Raw genomic sequence first — 15,117 nt, forward strand, 5'->3', positions numbered from 1 at the left:
TTCTATCGGTTGGTGTCTCACCGACCGAAAATATGTAAAATAAAACCATGGCCGGTGGAGACACCAACCATTAGAAGAATAATTAAAATAAGATAAGTGGAGAAGACGATCAATTTAAAATTATTCTATCGGTTGGTGTCTCACCGACCGAAAATAGGTAAAATAAAACCATGGTCGATGGAGACACCAACCATTAGAAGATAAATAAAGTGGAAAAGACGATTAATTTAAAAGGAATAACCTGGAACCACAGTCGTGGGCTTTTGCCGATGGTGGCCACGGCACAGCGATTTTCTGAATTGCACCCAAACGTGAACATCACTTGGGAGAAAAGAAGTTTACAGCAATTTGCAGATTTTTCAATCCAGGAATTGGCCGAGCGATTTGATCTTTTGGTAATTGATCATCCCTGGGCAGGTTTTGCCGCAAAAACAAAATCAATAGTGCCTTTGGATTTTTACCTATCTCCAGAATATTTAAAAGATCAAAAAGAAAATTCTGTTGGGCAATCTTACGAGAGTTACTTCTATGATGACCATTTATGGGCCTTACCAATAGATGCGGCAACACCTGTGGCTGCTTCAAGGCCTGATATACTTGATGAAAAAGGACTGCAACTACCTCAGTCTTTTGATGATTTATTGGCACTTGCAGATAAAGGTTTAGTGGCCTTTGCTGGTATTCAAATTGATGTTTTAATGAATTTTTATACGCTTTGCTGTTCCGTAGGAGAAGATCCTTGCCAAAATGATGAAGAAGTGGTTTCCATTGAAACAGGAGTAAAGGTTTTGAAAATGTACCGTGAATTGGCTTCAAAAATGGATCAGGCCAATTTTAACAGGAACCCCATTCAATTATATGAAGCAATGACTTTAAACGATGAAATTGCTTATTGTCCTTTCGCTTATGGTTATTCAAACTACTCGCGTAACGGTTACGCACGCAAAACCATACATTTTCACGATATGATTTCTATAAATGGAATAACCAACCTGAGAAGCACATTAGGCGGAACTGGTTTAGCCATTTCTGCTAAATGCGAAGCACTCGATATGGCCGCTAAATATGTAGCGTTTGTTGGCTCACCAGCTTGTCAATCAACCTTGTTCTTTGAAAGTGGTGGGCAGCCTGGGCATCTGGCAGCCTGGAAAAACGAAGAAGTAAACCGTCAGAGTCAAAATTATTTTTCAAATACCTTACTGGCTCTACAAAGAGCTTTTCTTCGTCCACGCTACCATGGCTCCATGTATTTTCAAGACCATGCAGGTGATGTTGTTCGCGATTATTTAATGAATGGTGGAGATGAAATACAGGTTTTAAAAGCAATGAATAAATTATATCAAAAATCTAAAAGTTTAGTATTATCATGAACAGGCCGTTAGAAGGACTTTTGGTTTTGGAGTTTTGCCAGTTTCTGGCTGGACCATCGGCTGGTTTAAAACTGGCAGATTTAGGCGCACGTGTAATCAAAATTGAACGTCCAAAAACGGGAGATGCTTGCAGGCAACTATCCATCAAAAACCTTTTTATAGATGAAGATAGCTTACTTTTTCATACGATAAACCGCAATAAAGAAAGTTATGCGGCCGATTTAAAGAATCCTGGCGATTTAGAAAGATTAAAAAAACTAATCAGCAAGGCCGATGTAATGACGCATAATTTCCGTCCGGGGGTAATGGAAAAAATTGGCCTGGATTATGAAACAGTTCAAAGGGTAAATCCTAAAATTATTTATGGTATGGTAACTGGTTATGGCAACGAAGGCCCCTGGAAAAACAAACCCGGGCAAGATTTATTGGTTCAATCTGTATCAGGTCTAACTTTTCTATCAGGAGTTGATGTAGATGGACCCGTTCCATTTGGTCTTTCCGTTTCTGATATCATGTGTGGTAACCATTTGGTGCAGGGAATTATGGCAGCTTTAATCAAAAAAGCAAAAACCAACAAAAGTGTTTTAGTGGAAGTAAGCTTATTGGAATCAATTTTAGATGTACAATTTGAAGTATTAACCACTTACCTAAATGATGGTGGAAAATTACCTGATAGAAGCGGGGCGAAGGGAAGTGCACACGCCTACTTAAGTGCGCCTTATGGCATGTATGAAACCGCAGATGGTTATATTGCGATGGCAATGGGCAATCTTCCAAATATCTGCGCCATTATTAATTGTGATATTACCGATTTATACGTAGAAGCAGGATCAGCCTTCGAAAATCGCGATAAGTTGATTGTTCGCTTGGCAGCAACTTTTAAAAATGAGAATACCAAAACCTGGGTCGAACTGTTAGAAAATCATGGTATTTGGTGCGCTGAGGTACTGAACTATCAAAAGGCAACAGCTTTAAGCACTTATAAAGACCTACAGATTGAACAGGAATTGGTTTTAGATGAAGGTAAAAAAATAAAGACAACCGTTAGCCCGATTAGGTTGGATAACGAAAAGTTATTTGCCAGTAAAGCAGCACCAAAACTTGGTGAGAATACTGTAGAAATTAATAAGGAGTTTGAATTAAATTAATTATATCAATTCGTCACCCTGAATTTATTTCAGGGTCTTATTAGTAAAGATGCTGAAATAATTCAGCATGACGAGTCAAGAATAAAAAAATAAAATTATGCTACCGCTTGAAGATTATTTAGTTATCGATTTCAGCCAGTTTCTTTCTGGCCCATCGGCAGGTTTACGCCTTGCCGATATGGGTGCGCGCGTAATCAAAATTGAGCGATTGGGTGTTGGCGATATCTGCCGTACACTATACACCTCAAACCTGATTATGAATGGCGAATCATCAGTTTTTCATGCCATTAACAGGAATAAGGAAAGCTTTGAAGTAGATTTAAAAAGCGAAGAAGATTGCGAAATGGTCCGCGAACTGCTAAAAAAGGCAGATGTAATGATTCATAACTTCCGACCCGGTGTGATGGAACGCCTGGGTTTCGATTATCAGTCGGTAACCACTTTAAATCCTTCAATTATTTATGGCGAAATATCAGGTTATGGAACCGCTACTGAATGGAAAAATAAGCCAGGCCAGGATCTACTATTACAATCAGTTACCGGCCTAACTTTTTTAACTGGGAATGCCGATAGTGGTCCTGTTGCCATGGGTTTATCAATTGTAGACATGTTGGCTGGGGCACATTTAGCGCAAGGACTTTTAGCGTGTTTATATCGGAAAGCCATCAAAAATGAAGGTGGATTTGTGCAGGTAAGCATGATGGAATCGGCCTACGATTTTCAGTTTGAAACCATTACCACTTTTATGAATGATGGAGGAAGCTTACCCGAGCGTTCAAAAAAGAACAATGCAAATGCATATTTAGGCGCTCCTTATGGGATTTATCAAACAGAAAACGGATATTTAGCTTTGGCAATGGGTTCAATTCCACAGTTAGGCAATTTACTAATTTGCGAGCAACTGGAAAATTACGTTGAAGTGAGCGAAGCATTTGATAAACGGGATGAGATTAAAGCTATTTTAGCCAATCATCTTCTCTCCGCAACTACCGAAAAGTGGCTTTCTATACTCGAGCCAGCCGATATTTGGTGCGCTGATGTGCTAAACTGGAATGCGTTGATGGCACACGACGGATTTAAAGTTTTGAACATGATCCAGGAGGTGGAAATGGTAGATGGTTACAAATATCAAACCACCAGGTGCCCGATCCGTATTGATGGCGAGTTGCTTATTTCATCAAAAGGATCGCCTAAATTAGGACAGGATAATGAAAAAATTATCAAAGAATTTATAACACAGCATACCACTGCAAATGCATAACCAGATAGAAACTTTCAGAATAGCCGTTCGTAAATTTGCGCCTTTTGAATCTGCCATGCAGAAATTCTGGGATCAATATTGTATGGTTTCAGGTTGTAAAATGAAGTTGGAAATGGTAGTGATGGATTTACACGAGCTTTACAACAGTACCATTGCTCAAAAAGGTTTAGCCAAAGGTGATTTCGATATTGCGCAAATCAGCACCGATTGGGTTTTAGAAGGTTATACCGATCATGATTTTGAAGTTTTAAATCCTTACATCAATAAAAATAAACCCGACGATTTTCCGAGAGGCTGGAGCAAGTCGCTATTAAGTTTACAGCGTTTTGGCTGGGAAGTAGTTGGTCTGCCTTTTCATGATGGGCCCGAATGTTTCATTTACCGCAAAGATCTGTTTGAAAATGATACCGAAAAAGCCAATTATTTAGCACAATACGGTAAAGCATTGGAAGTACCGAAAACCTGGGAAGATTTTCATCAGATCGCCAGGTTCTTTAACCGTCCACAAGATAACCTTTACGGAAGTATCTTCGCTTGTTATCCTGATGGCCACAATACCGTTTTCGACTTTTGCTTACAATTGTGGACTAGAGGAGGAAGCCTGGTTGATAAAAATAACCGCATTGACATCAATACACAAGCGGCGATTGATGGGCTTAACTTTTACCGCAAGATAGTGAACGACAAAACTGCTGTTCATCCAAAATCTGCACAATTTGAATCTGTTGCTGCAGGGATAGCCTTTTCACAAGGTGAAGCTGCCATGATGATTAATTGGTTTGGTTTTGCGGCCATGTGCGAAGTAGATGCAAATTCAAAAGTAAAAGGCAAAATTGATGTTGAACTTTTACCTTCAGCTGTTAATCAAAAATCAGCTTCTTTAAATGTATACTGGCTTTACACTATTGCGAAGGGAAGTAAAAACAAAGATATTGCTTACGATTTTCTTCGTTTTGCATTAGATAAAGAACAAGACAAACAGTTCACCTTAGAAGGCGGAATCGGTTGCCGGATATCAACCTGGAAAGATGAGCAAATCAATCAAGTTATTCCATATTACCACAAATTAGAAGCTTTACATGAGGTGGCCAACATGTTGCCTCAAAAAACAAACTGGGCTGCAATAGCGGCTATAATCGATCAGATGGTTCTGCAGGCCATAAATACCGATCAAACTACCAAAGAATTGATTCAGCTTGCACAAAACCAGATTAATGAAATTGACAAATGAGCATTGATATCAAATATAAACCAGAATTACCGAAAACCAAACAACCGATTATTATTATTGGTGCTGGCGGCATTGTGGCCGATGCACATCTCCCTGCCTATAAAATTGCAGGTTTTGAGGTTCACGGCATTGTAAACAGAACCAAAGAAAGGGCGCAGAAACTTGCAGATGCCTTTGATATTCCAAATGTGTACAATTCGGTTGATGAAGCGGTAAGGCTTGCACCTGCAAACGCTGTGTACGATTTAACCATCATGCCCGAACAATATATTGAAACGCTAAAACAGTTGCCTGATGGCAGTGCTGTACTGATCCAAAAACCCATGGGTGATGATTTTACTCAGGCAAAGGAAATCCTCGAACTGTGCAGATCCAAAAACTTAAAAGCAGCTATAAATTTTCAATTGCGATTTGCCCCATTTGTAAGTGCTGCAAAATACCTGATCGATAAAGGATTAATAGGTGAGTTATATGATATGGAAGTTCGTGTAACGATTAAAACGCCCTGGGAGATTTTCCCTCACGTAATTATTCACCCCCGGTTAGAAATCCAGTACCATAGCATTCACTATGTAGATTTAATCCGCTCGTTTTTGGGTAATCCGGAAAGTATTCTGGCTAAAACCCTTAAACATCCGGCTAAAAGTTTGTCATCATCACGTTCTACCATTTTATTCGATTATGGCGATACCATGCATGCCGTAATCAACACCAATCATGATCACGATTTCGGCCCAAATCACCAGGAAAGTTATATTAAATGGGAGGGAACAAAGGGGGCAATCGTAGCTAAAATTGGCTTGCTGATGGATTATCCGCATGGTGTGCCTGATGTTTTTGAATATTGCATTGTAGAGAATGGAAAACAAGCAGAATGGCAAACCGTTAAACTGGAAGGTTCCTGGTTTCCTGAAGCTTTTATCGGCACAATGGCCAATTTAATGCGGTACAATGAAGGTTCAACTGATGTGTTGCATACCAGTGTAGAAGATGTAATTCAAACCATGGCAGTTGTAGAAAGTGCATATAAATCGAGTGATATTGGTGGGGTTAAAGTTAAAGAGCAGTTAAAAAACTAAATGCTTAAACCTCGCAGGTTTTTAAAACCTGCGAGGTTTCGTAAAAAAGATTAAAACTATGTATTTCAAATCAACATTTTTTGAAGAATACCAATTACAGGATAAGCGCGTAACCTTAGGTCGTACCATAACTGAAACCGATTTTGTTGTGCATGCAGGCCATACCGGCGATTTTTTTCCGCACCACATGGACGCAGAATGGTGTGCTACACAGCCCTTTAAGCAAAGAATCGCACATGGAACCATGATTTTTAGCATCGGAATCGGTTTAACAGCTTCAGAAATCAATCCGGAGGCAATGAGCAAAGGATATGATAAACTACGTTTTGTAAAGCCAGTTTTTATTGGCGATACCATTCACTCCGAAATAACCATTTCTGAAAAAGGAGATAGCAAAAGGCCAGAATATGGCACCGTAACCGAGCACGTTGAAATCATCAACCAACACGGAGAAGTGGTACTTGTATGCGACCACCTTTTAGTAGTGAAGAAAAAGTAAGATAAATCGTCATTGCGAGCAGGAACGACGCGGCAATCTTTTTTGTCAATTCATCAAAAAACCAAATATAATGAACCACAGCACACAACCAGAAATTATAACCGAAGGCGATTCCTCATCAAGGAAGAAGTATTTATTGCCATTTATACTTGTAATCAGCTTGTTTTTCCTTTGGGGAATGGCACATAACCTCGATTCAATTCTGATTCCACACCTAAAAAAAGCCTGTAATTTAAATAATAAACAATCAACCCTAATTGATACCTCTGTTTTCTTCGCTTATTTTCTAATGGCTATTCCAGCCGGAATGATTTTAAAAAAATGGGGATATAAAGCCACTATGATTGCTGGTTTATTGGCATTTGCTTTCGGTGCATTCCTATTTGTGCCTGCTGCAAATAATTTATCTTACATAACATTTTTGATAGCACTTTTTATTATTGGTTGTGGCTTAACCATGCTCGAAACTTCAGCAAATCCTTATGCAGCCGTATTGGGCGATCCTGCAAAGGCAACAAGCAGATTAAATTTAGCTGCATCTTTTAACGGATTGGCAGCAATGGTTGCCCCAATGATTGGTGGTTTATTTATCCTCTCGGGTAAATCTCACACAAAAGATGAACTGGCTGCTATGACCGACGTTAGTCGAAATAACTACTTCTTGGAAGAGGCTGCATCGGTGAAAACGCCTTATATAACACTAGGAATAGTGCTATTGGTTATCGCCGCGATATTCTACTTTATAAATCTTCCCGAAATTAAAACGAAAAGCATTGATGGTGAGGCAAAGGGAAGCTTTTTCGGTTCGTTACGCCACAAACATTTAAGATGGGCTGTTATAGCACAGTTTTTCTATGTAGGCGCACAGGTTTGCGTAACCAGTTTCTTTATTAGAATGGCGCAACAGGGAGGAGGTTTTGATGAAAAAACCGCTGCATCATATTTGGTAGTTTATGGATTTCTATTTACCGCAGGCCGTTTTGCCGGTACAGCGCTTTTGCAATTTATATCTTCTCATAAATTGCTCACCATTTATGCCGTTATCTCAATTTTATTGTGTTTAGTGGCCATATTAGGCAAAGGTTCATATGTGGTTTATGCCTTGGGTGCGATAGGCTTTTTTATGTCGATTATGTTTCCAACCATTTTCGCATTAGGAATTGAGGGTATTGGAGACGATACCAAACCAGGTTCGTCATGGTTAATTATGTCTATTGTGGGTGGGGCTATTTTACCCTTTGGAATGGGAAGTTTAATCGATATGTATGGAGATAATATTCAGATCGGTTACAGCATTCCACTGGTGTGTTTTGTGATTATTCTTTATTTCGGTTTAAGAAGGTATAAAATAGCGCACAGATAATATCATCATTGCATGAGAAGCTAAAAGCAATCTGTTCTCTAATAAAGATTATTTCGAGGGTTAAAAGCACCTTGGTATTTAAAAGAAAATTAAAAATGAAATTTAGGTTTAGCAAGATTTTAATATTCATGCTGTTGTCGAACTTTTTTTTGGCTGCAAATGTTCATGCGCAACAGAATGAAAATGCTAAACCCTGGGTATTTTGGTATTGGGTTAAAGGTGCGGTTTCAAAAGCCGGCATAACAGCCGATCTTGAAGCTATGAAATCAAACGGTTTCGCGGGTGCTTATTTAATGAGCATCCAGGGACCCGATAAAATGCCTGTTTATTCGCCGCCAGCCGTACAACTCACACCCGAATGGTGGAAAATGGTTGAGTTTGCCATGAGTGAGGCGAAAAGGTTAGATCTGAAATTAGGTATGCATGTGAGTGATGGTTTCGCCCTGGCCGGTGGACCTTGGATTACACCAGAACTTTCCATGCAGAAGATGGTATGGTCGAAGATAACTATCAATAATTCAAATACTAAAATCATTTTACCTCAACCTGAATCAAAAGAAAATTATTACAAGGATATAGCGGTTTATGCGTATCCATCTCCCGTAGGGGAAAATATTTCTACCAGAACGGTTATCCCAAAAATTACAGCAAGCAATGGTGCTGATGCCACTGGTTTGGTTCAACCCGGAAATAAGAAAAACTTTGGTTCAAATGAACCATGCTACATCCAATATGAATTTGCCAAGCCTTTTACTTGCAAAACGATAACCATCAAAGTTAGTGGCAACAATTATCAGGCACAGCGTTTAGCCATCGAAGTAAGTAATGACGGCAAAGTTTTCCGTTCGATTGGGAGGTTAGAACCACCTCGTCATGGCTGGCAAGACACCGATGAAGATGTAACACACTCCATCAAGCCAACTACAGCCAAATTTTTCCGTTTTATTTATGATAAAAAAGGATCAGAACCAGGTTCAGAAGATCTGGATGCGGCTAAATGGAAGCCATCATTAAAACTGGTCAATCTGGAGCTATCATCAGAAGCGAAAATCAACCAGTTTGAAGGTAAAAACGGATCAGTTTGGCGGGTAAGCAAAAGAAGTACCGACGCTGAAATTGCCAGGAATTTATGCGTGCCGTTGAATAAAATTATTAATCTTACCCGTAAATTAAATAAAGACGGGACTTTAAACTGGAAAGCACCGAAAGGCAGCTGGACAATTTTGAGAATTGGCCATACTTCAACCGGACATACCAACGCAACCGGTGGCGGTGGAAAAGGATTGGAATGTGATAAATTTAATCCAGATGCAGTAAAATTACAATTCGATAACTGGTATGGTGAAGCTTTAAAGCATGGCGGACCCGAAATCGCTAAAAAAGTTTTGAGTGTTTTCCATGTAGACAGTTGGGAGTGTGGCAGTCAGAATTGGTCGCCAGTGTTTAATGCTGAATTTTTAAAACGTAGAGGTTACGATTTAACGCCTTATTTACCCATTATGACCGGGTTACCGGTAGAAAGTGCCGCAGTTTCTGAAAATTTCCTTTACGATGTAAGAAAAACCATTTCAGAATTGGTGGTTGATCAGTTTTATAAAACTTTGGCGCAATTGGCCAAAGAAAAAGGTGTAATATTTACGGCCGAAAGTATTGCACCAACCATGATTAGTGATGGTTTAATGCATTACAAAACTGTCGACATTCCCATGGGTGAGTTTTGGTTAAACAGCCCTACACATGATAAACCGAACGATATGTTAGATGCCATTTCTGGCGCACATATTTATGGGAAAAACATAATTCAGGCCGAAGCTTTTACTACCGTCCGTATGGATTGGAACGAAAGTCCAGCCAATATGAAAACCTTACAGGATCGTAATTATGCCCTCGGAATCAATAAATTGGTATATCACGTTTTTACCCATAACCCCTGGACAGATCGGAAACCTGGGATGACCTTAGATGGTGTTGGCTTATACTTCCAACGCGACCAAACCTGGTGGAAGCCAGGAAAAGCATGGATAGAATATGCAGAACGTACTCAAAATTTACTACAACAAGGAAAACCAGTTGTAGATATAGCCGTTTTTACCGGTGAAGAATTACCCCGCCGTTCTGTTTTACCAGATCGTTTGGTCGAAACCTTGCCCGGAATCTTTGGTGCAGATGTAGTGGCAGCTGAAAAGAAACGCCTCGCAAATGTTGGTGAACCTTTACGGCAAATCCCATCCGGTGTAACCCATTCAGCAAACATGGCCGACCCTGAAAATTGGGTAAATCCGTTACGGGGCTATGCTTACGATAGTTTTAATCCTGATGTATTGAAAACAGCAAGCGTTAAAAATGGTAATGTTGTTTTCGAAAGTGGTGCATCTTATAAAATTTTGGTAATCCCAGGCAACATGAAAATGAATCCGAATTATCAGTATATGAGTTATGGAACTGTTAAAAAACTGCTGGAATTAATTAAAGCTGGAGCTAAAATAATTGTTGGAGATAAGCCTTTGTATCAAATTGGTTTACAAAGAGTTACTGATTCCGAGTTTAAAGCTATTGTAAATCAAATTTGGGATAAAAATAGTGCGGTTAATTTTATCAAAAAGATTGCTTTAGGTACGGTTATTAAAGCTCCTTATTATGGTGAGAATTTCGATAAAATAGGAGTTAAAAAAGATATTGAGATATATGACATTGTGCCAATCGAGGATGTTGAAATTCAACCTGCAAATAATATTGCCTATACACACAGAGTGAGTGAAAAAAAAGAAATTTACTTTATTTCAAATCAAGAAAATAAGGAAAGAGACCTATATTTTTCATTTCGTGTAGCCAATAAAATACCACAAGTTTATGATGCCGTTGCGGATAAGTTAACTGATATTAATGGTTGGTCAAGTCTACGGGGGCGAACAGGCTTTACTTATAAAATCGCTGCTAATCAAAGTTTGTTTTTTCTTTTCGAAAAGGAAACTCTTAAAACTAATTCTAACAGTGGAATTAACTTGTCTAACTTTAAAACCATTCAGGATATTTCCAAATCATGGCAAGTGAAATTCGATACGGCTTATGCCGGGCCGTCAAAACCTGTCGTTTTTAATGAATTAACCGATTGGACGCTTAATGCCGATAGCCTGGTAAAATATTATTCAGGCACAGCTACATATAATAAAAACTTCACCTTTAACGGAGATCTTAAAGCTAAAATCTGGCTTGATTTAGGAGGATTTTCCAGTATTGCAGATGTTAAAATCAACGGTGTAAATTGTGGCACTTTGTGGACAGCCCCGCATCGCCTGGAAATTACCAAAGCATTAAAAAATGGAGAAAATCAAATTACCATTGAAGTAACCAATACCTGGGCCAACCGTTTAATTGGTGACAGCAAACTGCCAGAAAATAAAAGAATTACCAAAACAACTGCACCTTTCCGATTAGAAGGCAAACATTTAAATCCTGCGGGATTGCTTGGACCGGTAGTAATACAAGTGGAGAAGAAATAAGATATGAGCATTTTAAAAATTAATTTATTAATTCTATTTTCTATAGTTTCGTTCTGTGTTAATGCACAGGATAAAGCTTTGGTAAATACATCAAAATCACCATATGCCAAATTGCATAGTATCAATATGGCTGATGTAACCTGGACAAACGGTTTTTGGGCCGATCGTTTCAAGGTAGCTACAGAAACGATGGTGCCCAATATGTGGGCCATTTATAACGATCCAAAAATTAGCCATGCTTTCGAGAATTTCAGAATAGCTGCAGGATTAGATACCGGGTCTCATTCAGGGCCGTCCTTTCATGATGGCGATTATTACAAGACTTTAGAAGCTGTCGCTGTTTTATATGCTTCAACTAAAAATCCAAAGTTGAACGAAATGATGGACCAGGCTATTTCAGTAATCGGTAAATCGCAGCGTGAGGATGGATACATTTACACCAAAGCGATGATTGAGCAACGGAAAACCGGTTCAAAAAATCAATTTCAGGATCGCCTAAGCTTCGAATCATACAATATTGGCCATTTAATGACAGCCGGTTGCATCCATTACCGCGCTACAGGTAAAACCACTTTACTTAACATCGCTAAAAAAGCAACCGATTATTTATACAACTTTTATAAATCGGCCTCACCAACCTTGGCACGTAATGCCATTTGTCCATCCCATTATATGGGCGTGATAGAAATGTACCGCACCACAAAAGATCCCAGATATTTAGAACTTGCGAAACATTTAATTGCGATTAAAGGCAAAATCGACGATGGAACAGATGATAACCAGGATCGGATTCCGTTTTTGCAGCAAACCAAAGCCATGGGGCATGCCGTAAGAGCCAATTATCTATACGCTGGTGTGGCCGATCTTTATGCCGAAACCGGGAAAGACTCCTTGTTAAATACTTTAAATTTAATGTGGGATGATGTAAATCAGCACAAAATGTACATTACAGGTGGTTGTGGCTCACTTTATGACGGTACTTCACCAGATGGGACTTCTTACAATCCTGCAGATGTACAGAAAATCCATCAGGCCTTTGGTCGCGATTACCAGCTGCCCAATTTCACTGCTCATAATGAAACTTGCGCCAACATTGGTAACGTACTTTGGAACTGGCGCATGTTACAAATTACTGGTAATGCAAAATATGCCGATGTAATGGAATTGGCTTTGCACAATAGCGTTTTATCTGGGATAAGTTTGGATGGTAAGAATTTTTTATATACCAATCCACTGGCGCAATCAAATGATTTGCCTTTCAAACAGCGATGGTCGAAAGATAGAGTGCCCTATATTGCATTATCAAACTGCTGTCCGCCGAATGTGGTACGCACTATTGCCGAAGTAAGCGATTATGCTTACAGTGTTTCTGATAAGGGGCTGTGGTTTAATTTGTATGGTGGAAATAAGTTAAGTACTCAATTAGCTGATGGCAGCAAAATTTCTTTAACAGAACAAACAAATTATCCTTGGGATGGAAAGATAACAATCACCATAAAAGAGACCGCTAATAAAGCTTATTCGATGTTTTTAAGGATTCCCTCATGGACACATGATGCAAAAATTACGATTAATGGGAAAACTGAAAATATTATAGCTAATTCTGGTACCTATGCAGAAATTAATCGTGTTTGGAAAAAGGGAGATGTAATAGAATTAAACCTTCCGATGGAGGCAACATTGATTGAGGCAAATCCTTTGGTAGAAGAAAACAGAAATCAGGTAGCTGTAAAACGTGGACCGATTGTATATTGTCTGGAATCGACCGATCTACCCGGAAAACGAATTTTTAATGCATTTATACCCACTTCAACGAAATTCGAGGCTAAAACTATCAATATTGATGGAGCTGAAATGATGAGCCTGATCGGTAAAGCAAAGATAGTAGAGCCGAACAGCTGGAACAATGTACTTTACCTCCCAATCAATCGTAAAAATGAAGAAACAACAATTAAACTGGTGCCGTATTTTGCCTGGGGCAATAGAGGACATTCAGAAATGTCGGTATGGTTGCCTGTAAGTAGATAACATTAAACGCGATCGTCACTTTGAATTTATTTCAGGGTCTTATTTGTGTATTTAGACCCTGAAATAAATTCATGCTGACGGCTACTAAAAAAACAAAAATGAAACTAAAACTCCTCATATTTTTAAACTTAACATGCGGCCTTGTTGCATCTGCAACGGTTAAACCCGCATCAATTTTTACCAACCACATGGTGTTGCAACAAAAAAGCAACGTAGCCATTTGGGGATGGGCAAAAGCCTCGGGTAAAGTAAAAATTAATACCTCCTGGAATAAACAAAGTTATACCGTTACCGCTGACCAGAGTGGTAAATGGAAAGTGAAAGTTTCAACGCCATCAGCTGGAGGCCCTTATGAAATTGAATTAAATGATGGTGAAAAACTTGTTTTAACCGATATCCTGATTGGAGAAGTTTGGTTTTGTGGCGGGCAATCAAACATGGAAATGCCCATGAAAGGTTTTAAAAGCCAGCCAATTATTGGTTCAAATGAGGCAATCCTAAAATCATCAAATAAAAATATCAGGCTATATACGGTTCCTCGTTCTTCAATTATCGAACGACAAGAAAATAGCAAGCCATCAGATTGGAAATTGGCTGCGCCAGAAACTGTTTCTAATTTTAGCGCTACAGCCTATTATTTCGGTTCATTATTGAGCGAAATGTTAAATGTGCCTATCGGAATCATTAACGACAGTTACGGCGGTTCAACTATTGAGGCATGGATGTCGCCGGAAGATTTAAAACCTTATACTGAAATCAAAATTCCAATAAAAGGAGACAGTATAAAAGAAGTGAGCCGTACACCAACCACGCTATACAATGGTATGCTTTACCCGGTTATTGGTTATGGCATAAAAGGGGCGATCTGGTACCAGGGGGAATCAAATTTCGACCGTCCTGATCGTTACGAAGATTTATTTCCAGCGATGGTTTCCTCATGGCGAAAAAACTGGGAAAATGGCGAATTTCCTTTTTATTATGCCCAAATTGCAGCTTATAATTACAATTTCTCATCATTGGCCAAAGGAAGTAAAAATAATAATTCTGCATACCTGAGAGATGCCCAACGTAAATCCTTAACTAAAATACCGAATTCCGGAATGGCTGTTTTATTGGATATCGGCGAAGAAAAATCAATCCATCCAGCAAATAAAAAACAAGGCGGAGAAAGACTGGCTTACCTTGCTTTGGCACAAACTTATGGCATTAAAGGTTTTGGTTTTGCAAGTCCAAATTACGAATCTTTAACAATTGAAAAGAATACAGCTGTAGTCAAATTTCAAAATGTGCCGAATGGCTTAACTTCATTTGGTAAAGAACTGTCTTTATTCGAAATTGCAGGTATCGATCAAAAATTTTACCCTGCAAAAGCAGCTATAAAAGGAAGTAGTATAGTGGTTTCGGCCCCCGAAGTTAAAGTTCCTGTTGCGGTTCGCTACGCATTTAAAGATTTTGTAATCGGCGACTTATTTGGAAACGATGGCCTACCAGTTTCTTCTTTTCGTACTGATAATTGGAATAACTAATATGATTTTAACCAACAAGGTGCAAATAACAAGTTTTTTGGCTAAGCACTTTAATGTTCTTACAGGTATTAATTGGACAAATAACATTAACTTAAAAAAATCAGCCATTTTT

At 38.9% G+C, this 15,117-nt stretch carries 10 protein-coding genes; all 10 read left to right on the forward strand.

The window, feature by feature from the left end:
* Positions 1 to 209: 209 nt before the first annotated feature.
* Complete coding sequence (locus ACZZZW_RS15385; RefSeq protein ID WP_463494678.1) at positions 210 to 1,370, forward strand: ABC transporter substrate-binding protein; 1,161 nt, start codon at positions 210 to 212, stop codon at positions 1,368 to 1,370.
* Positions 1,367 to 2,518: a CaiB/BaiF CoA transferase family protein gene (locus ACZZZW_RS15390; protein WP_463494680.1), complete on the forward strand. Its 1,152-nt coding sequence runs from the start codon at positions 1,367 to 1,369 to the stop codon at positions 2,516 to 2,518. Before ACZZZW_RS15385 ends, ACZZZW_RS15390 begins: the two co-directional genes overlap by 4 nt.
* 97 nt (positions 2,519 to 2,615) lie before the next feature.
* Positions 2,616 to 3,779 carry a CaiB/BaiF CoA transferase family protein gene (locus ACZZZW_RS15395; protein WP_463494682.1) on the forward strand — a complete coding sequence of 388 codons (1,164 nt, stop codon included), beginning with the start codon at positions 2,616 to 2,618 and terminating at the stop codon, positions 3,777 to 3,779.
* Positions 3,772 to 5,010, forward strand: a complete 1,239-nt coding sequence (locus tag ACZZZW_RS15400) for an extracellular solute-binding protein (RefSeq protein ID WP_463494684.1) — start codon at positions 3,772 to 3,774, stop codon at positions 5,008 to 5,010. The genes ACZZZW_RS15395 and ACZZZW_RS15400 overlap by 8 nt, the downstream gene beginning before the upstream one ends.
* Positions 5,007 to 6,089, forward strand: coding sequence for a Gfo/Idh/MocA family protein (locus tag ACZZZW_RS15405; RefSeq protein ID WP_463494686.1), 1,083 nt, complete (start codon positions 5,007 to 5,009; stop codon positions 6,087 to 6,089). Before ACZZZW_RS15400 ends, ACZZZW_RS15405 begins: the two co-directional genes overlap by 4 nt.
* Positions 6,090 to 6,147: 58 nt before the next feature.
* Positions 6,148 to 6,588: a MaoC/PaaZ C-terminal domain-containing protein gene (locus ACZZZW_RS15410; protein ID WP_463494688.1), complete on the forward strand. Its 441-nt coding sequence runs from the start codon at positions 6,148 to 6,150 to the stop codon at positions 6,586 to 6,588.
* A gap of 70 nt (positions 6,589 to 6,658) precedes the next feature.
* Positions 6,659 to 7,951 (forward strand): L-fucose:H+ symporter permease, encoded by a 1,293-nt coding sequence (fucP, locus tag ACZZZW_RS15415; protein ID WP_463494690.1) that lies wholly within the window; start codon positions 6,659 to 6,661, stop codon positions 7,949 to 7,951.
* 128 nt (positions 7,952 to 8,079) lie between these two features.
* Positions 8,080 to 11,451 (forward strand): glycosyl hydrolase, encoded by a 3,372-nt coding sequence (locus ACZZZW_RS15420; protein ID WP_463497759.1) that lies wholly within the window; start codon positions 8,080 to 8,082, stop codon positions 11,449 to 11,451.
* Positions 11,452 to 11,454: 3 nt separating this feature from the next.
* Positions 11,455 to 13,479 carry an aceric acid hydrolase gene (locus ACZZZW_RS15425; protein WP_463494692.1) on the forward strand — a complete coding sequence of 675 codons (2,025 nt, stop codon included), beginning with the start codon at positions 11,455 to 11,457 and terminating at the stop codon, positions 13,477 to 13,479.
* Between the two features lie 98 nt (positions 13,480 to 13,577).
* A complete protein-coding gene (locus tag ACZZZW_RS15430) occupies positions 13,578 to 15,005 on the forward strand; it encodes a sialate O-acetylesterase (RefSeq protein ID WP_463494694.1) in 1,428 nt (475 codons plus the stop codon).
* The last annotated feature ends 112 nt before the right edge of the window (positions 15,006 to 15,117 follow it).

Source organism: Pedobacter sp. AC379 (genome assembly GCF_979258145.1).

Coding starts and splice junctions, on each gene's coding strand:
- ACZZZW_RS15400 (WP_463494684.1), top strand. CDS start 3,772: ATGCATAACCAGATAGAAACTTTCAGAATAGCCGTTCGTAAATTTGCG.
- ACZZZW_RS15390 (WP_463494680.1), top strand. CDS start 1,367: ATGAACAGGCCGTTAGAAGGACTTTTGGTTTTGGAGTTTTGCCAGTTT.
- fucP (WP_463494690.1), top strand. CDS start 6,659: ATGAACCACAGCACACAACCAGAAATTATAACCGAAGGCGATTCCTCA.
- ACZZZW_RS15430 (WP_463494694.1), top strand. CDS start 13,578: ATGAAACTAAAACTCCTCATATTTTTAAACTTAACATGCGGCCTTGTT.
- ACZZZW_RS15410 (WP_463494688.1), top strand. CDS start 6,148: ATGTATTTCAAATCAACATTTTTTGAAGAATACCAATTACAGGATAAG.
- ACZZZW_RS15405 (WP_463494686.1), top strand. CDS start 5,007: ATGAGCATTGATATCAAATATAAACCAGAATTACCGAAAACCAAACAA.
- ACZZZW_RS15395 (WP_463494682.1), top strand. CDS start 2,616: ATGCTACCGCTTGAAGATTATTTAGTTATCGATTTCAGCCAGTTTCTT.
- ACZZZW_RS15420 (WP_463497759.1), top strand. CDS start 8,080: ATGCTGTTGTCGAACTTTTTTTTGGCTGCAAATGTTCATGCGCAACAG.
- ACZZZW_RS15425 (WP_463494692.1), top strand. CDS start 11,455: ATGAGCATTTTAAAAATTAATTTATTAATTCTATTTTCTATAGTTTCG.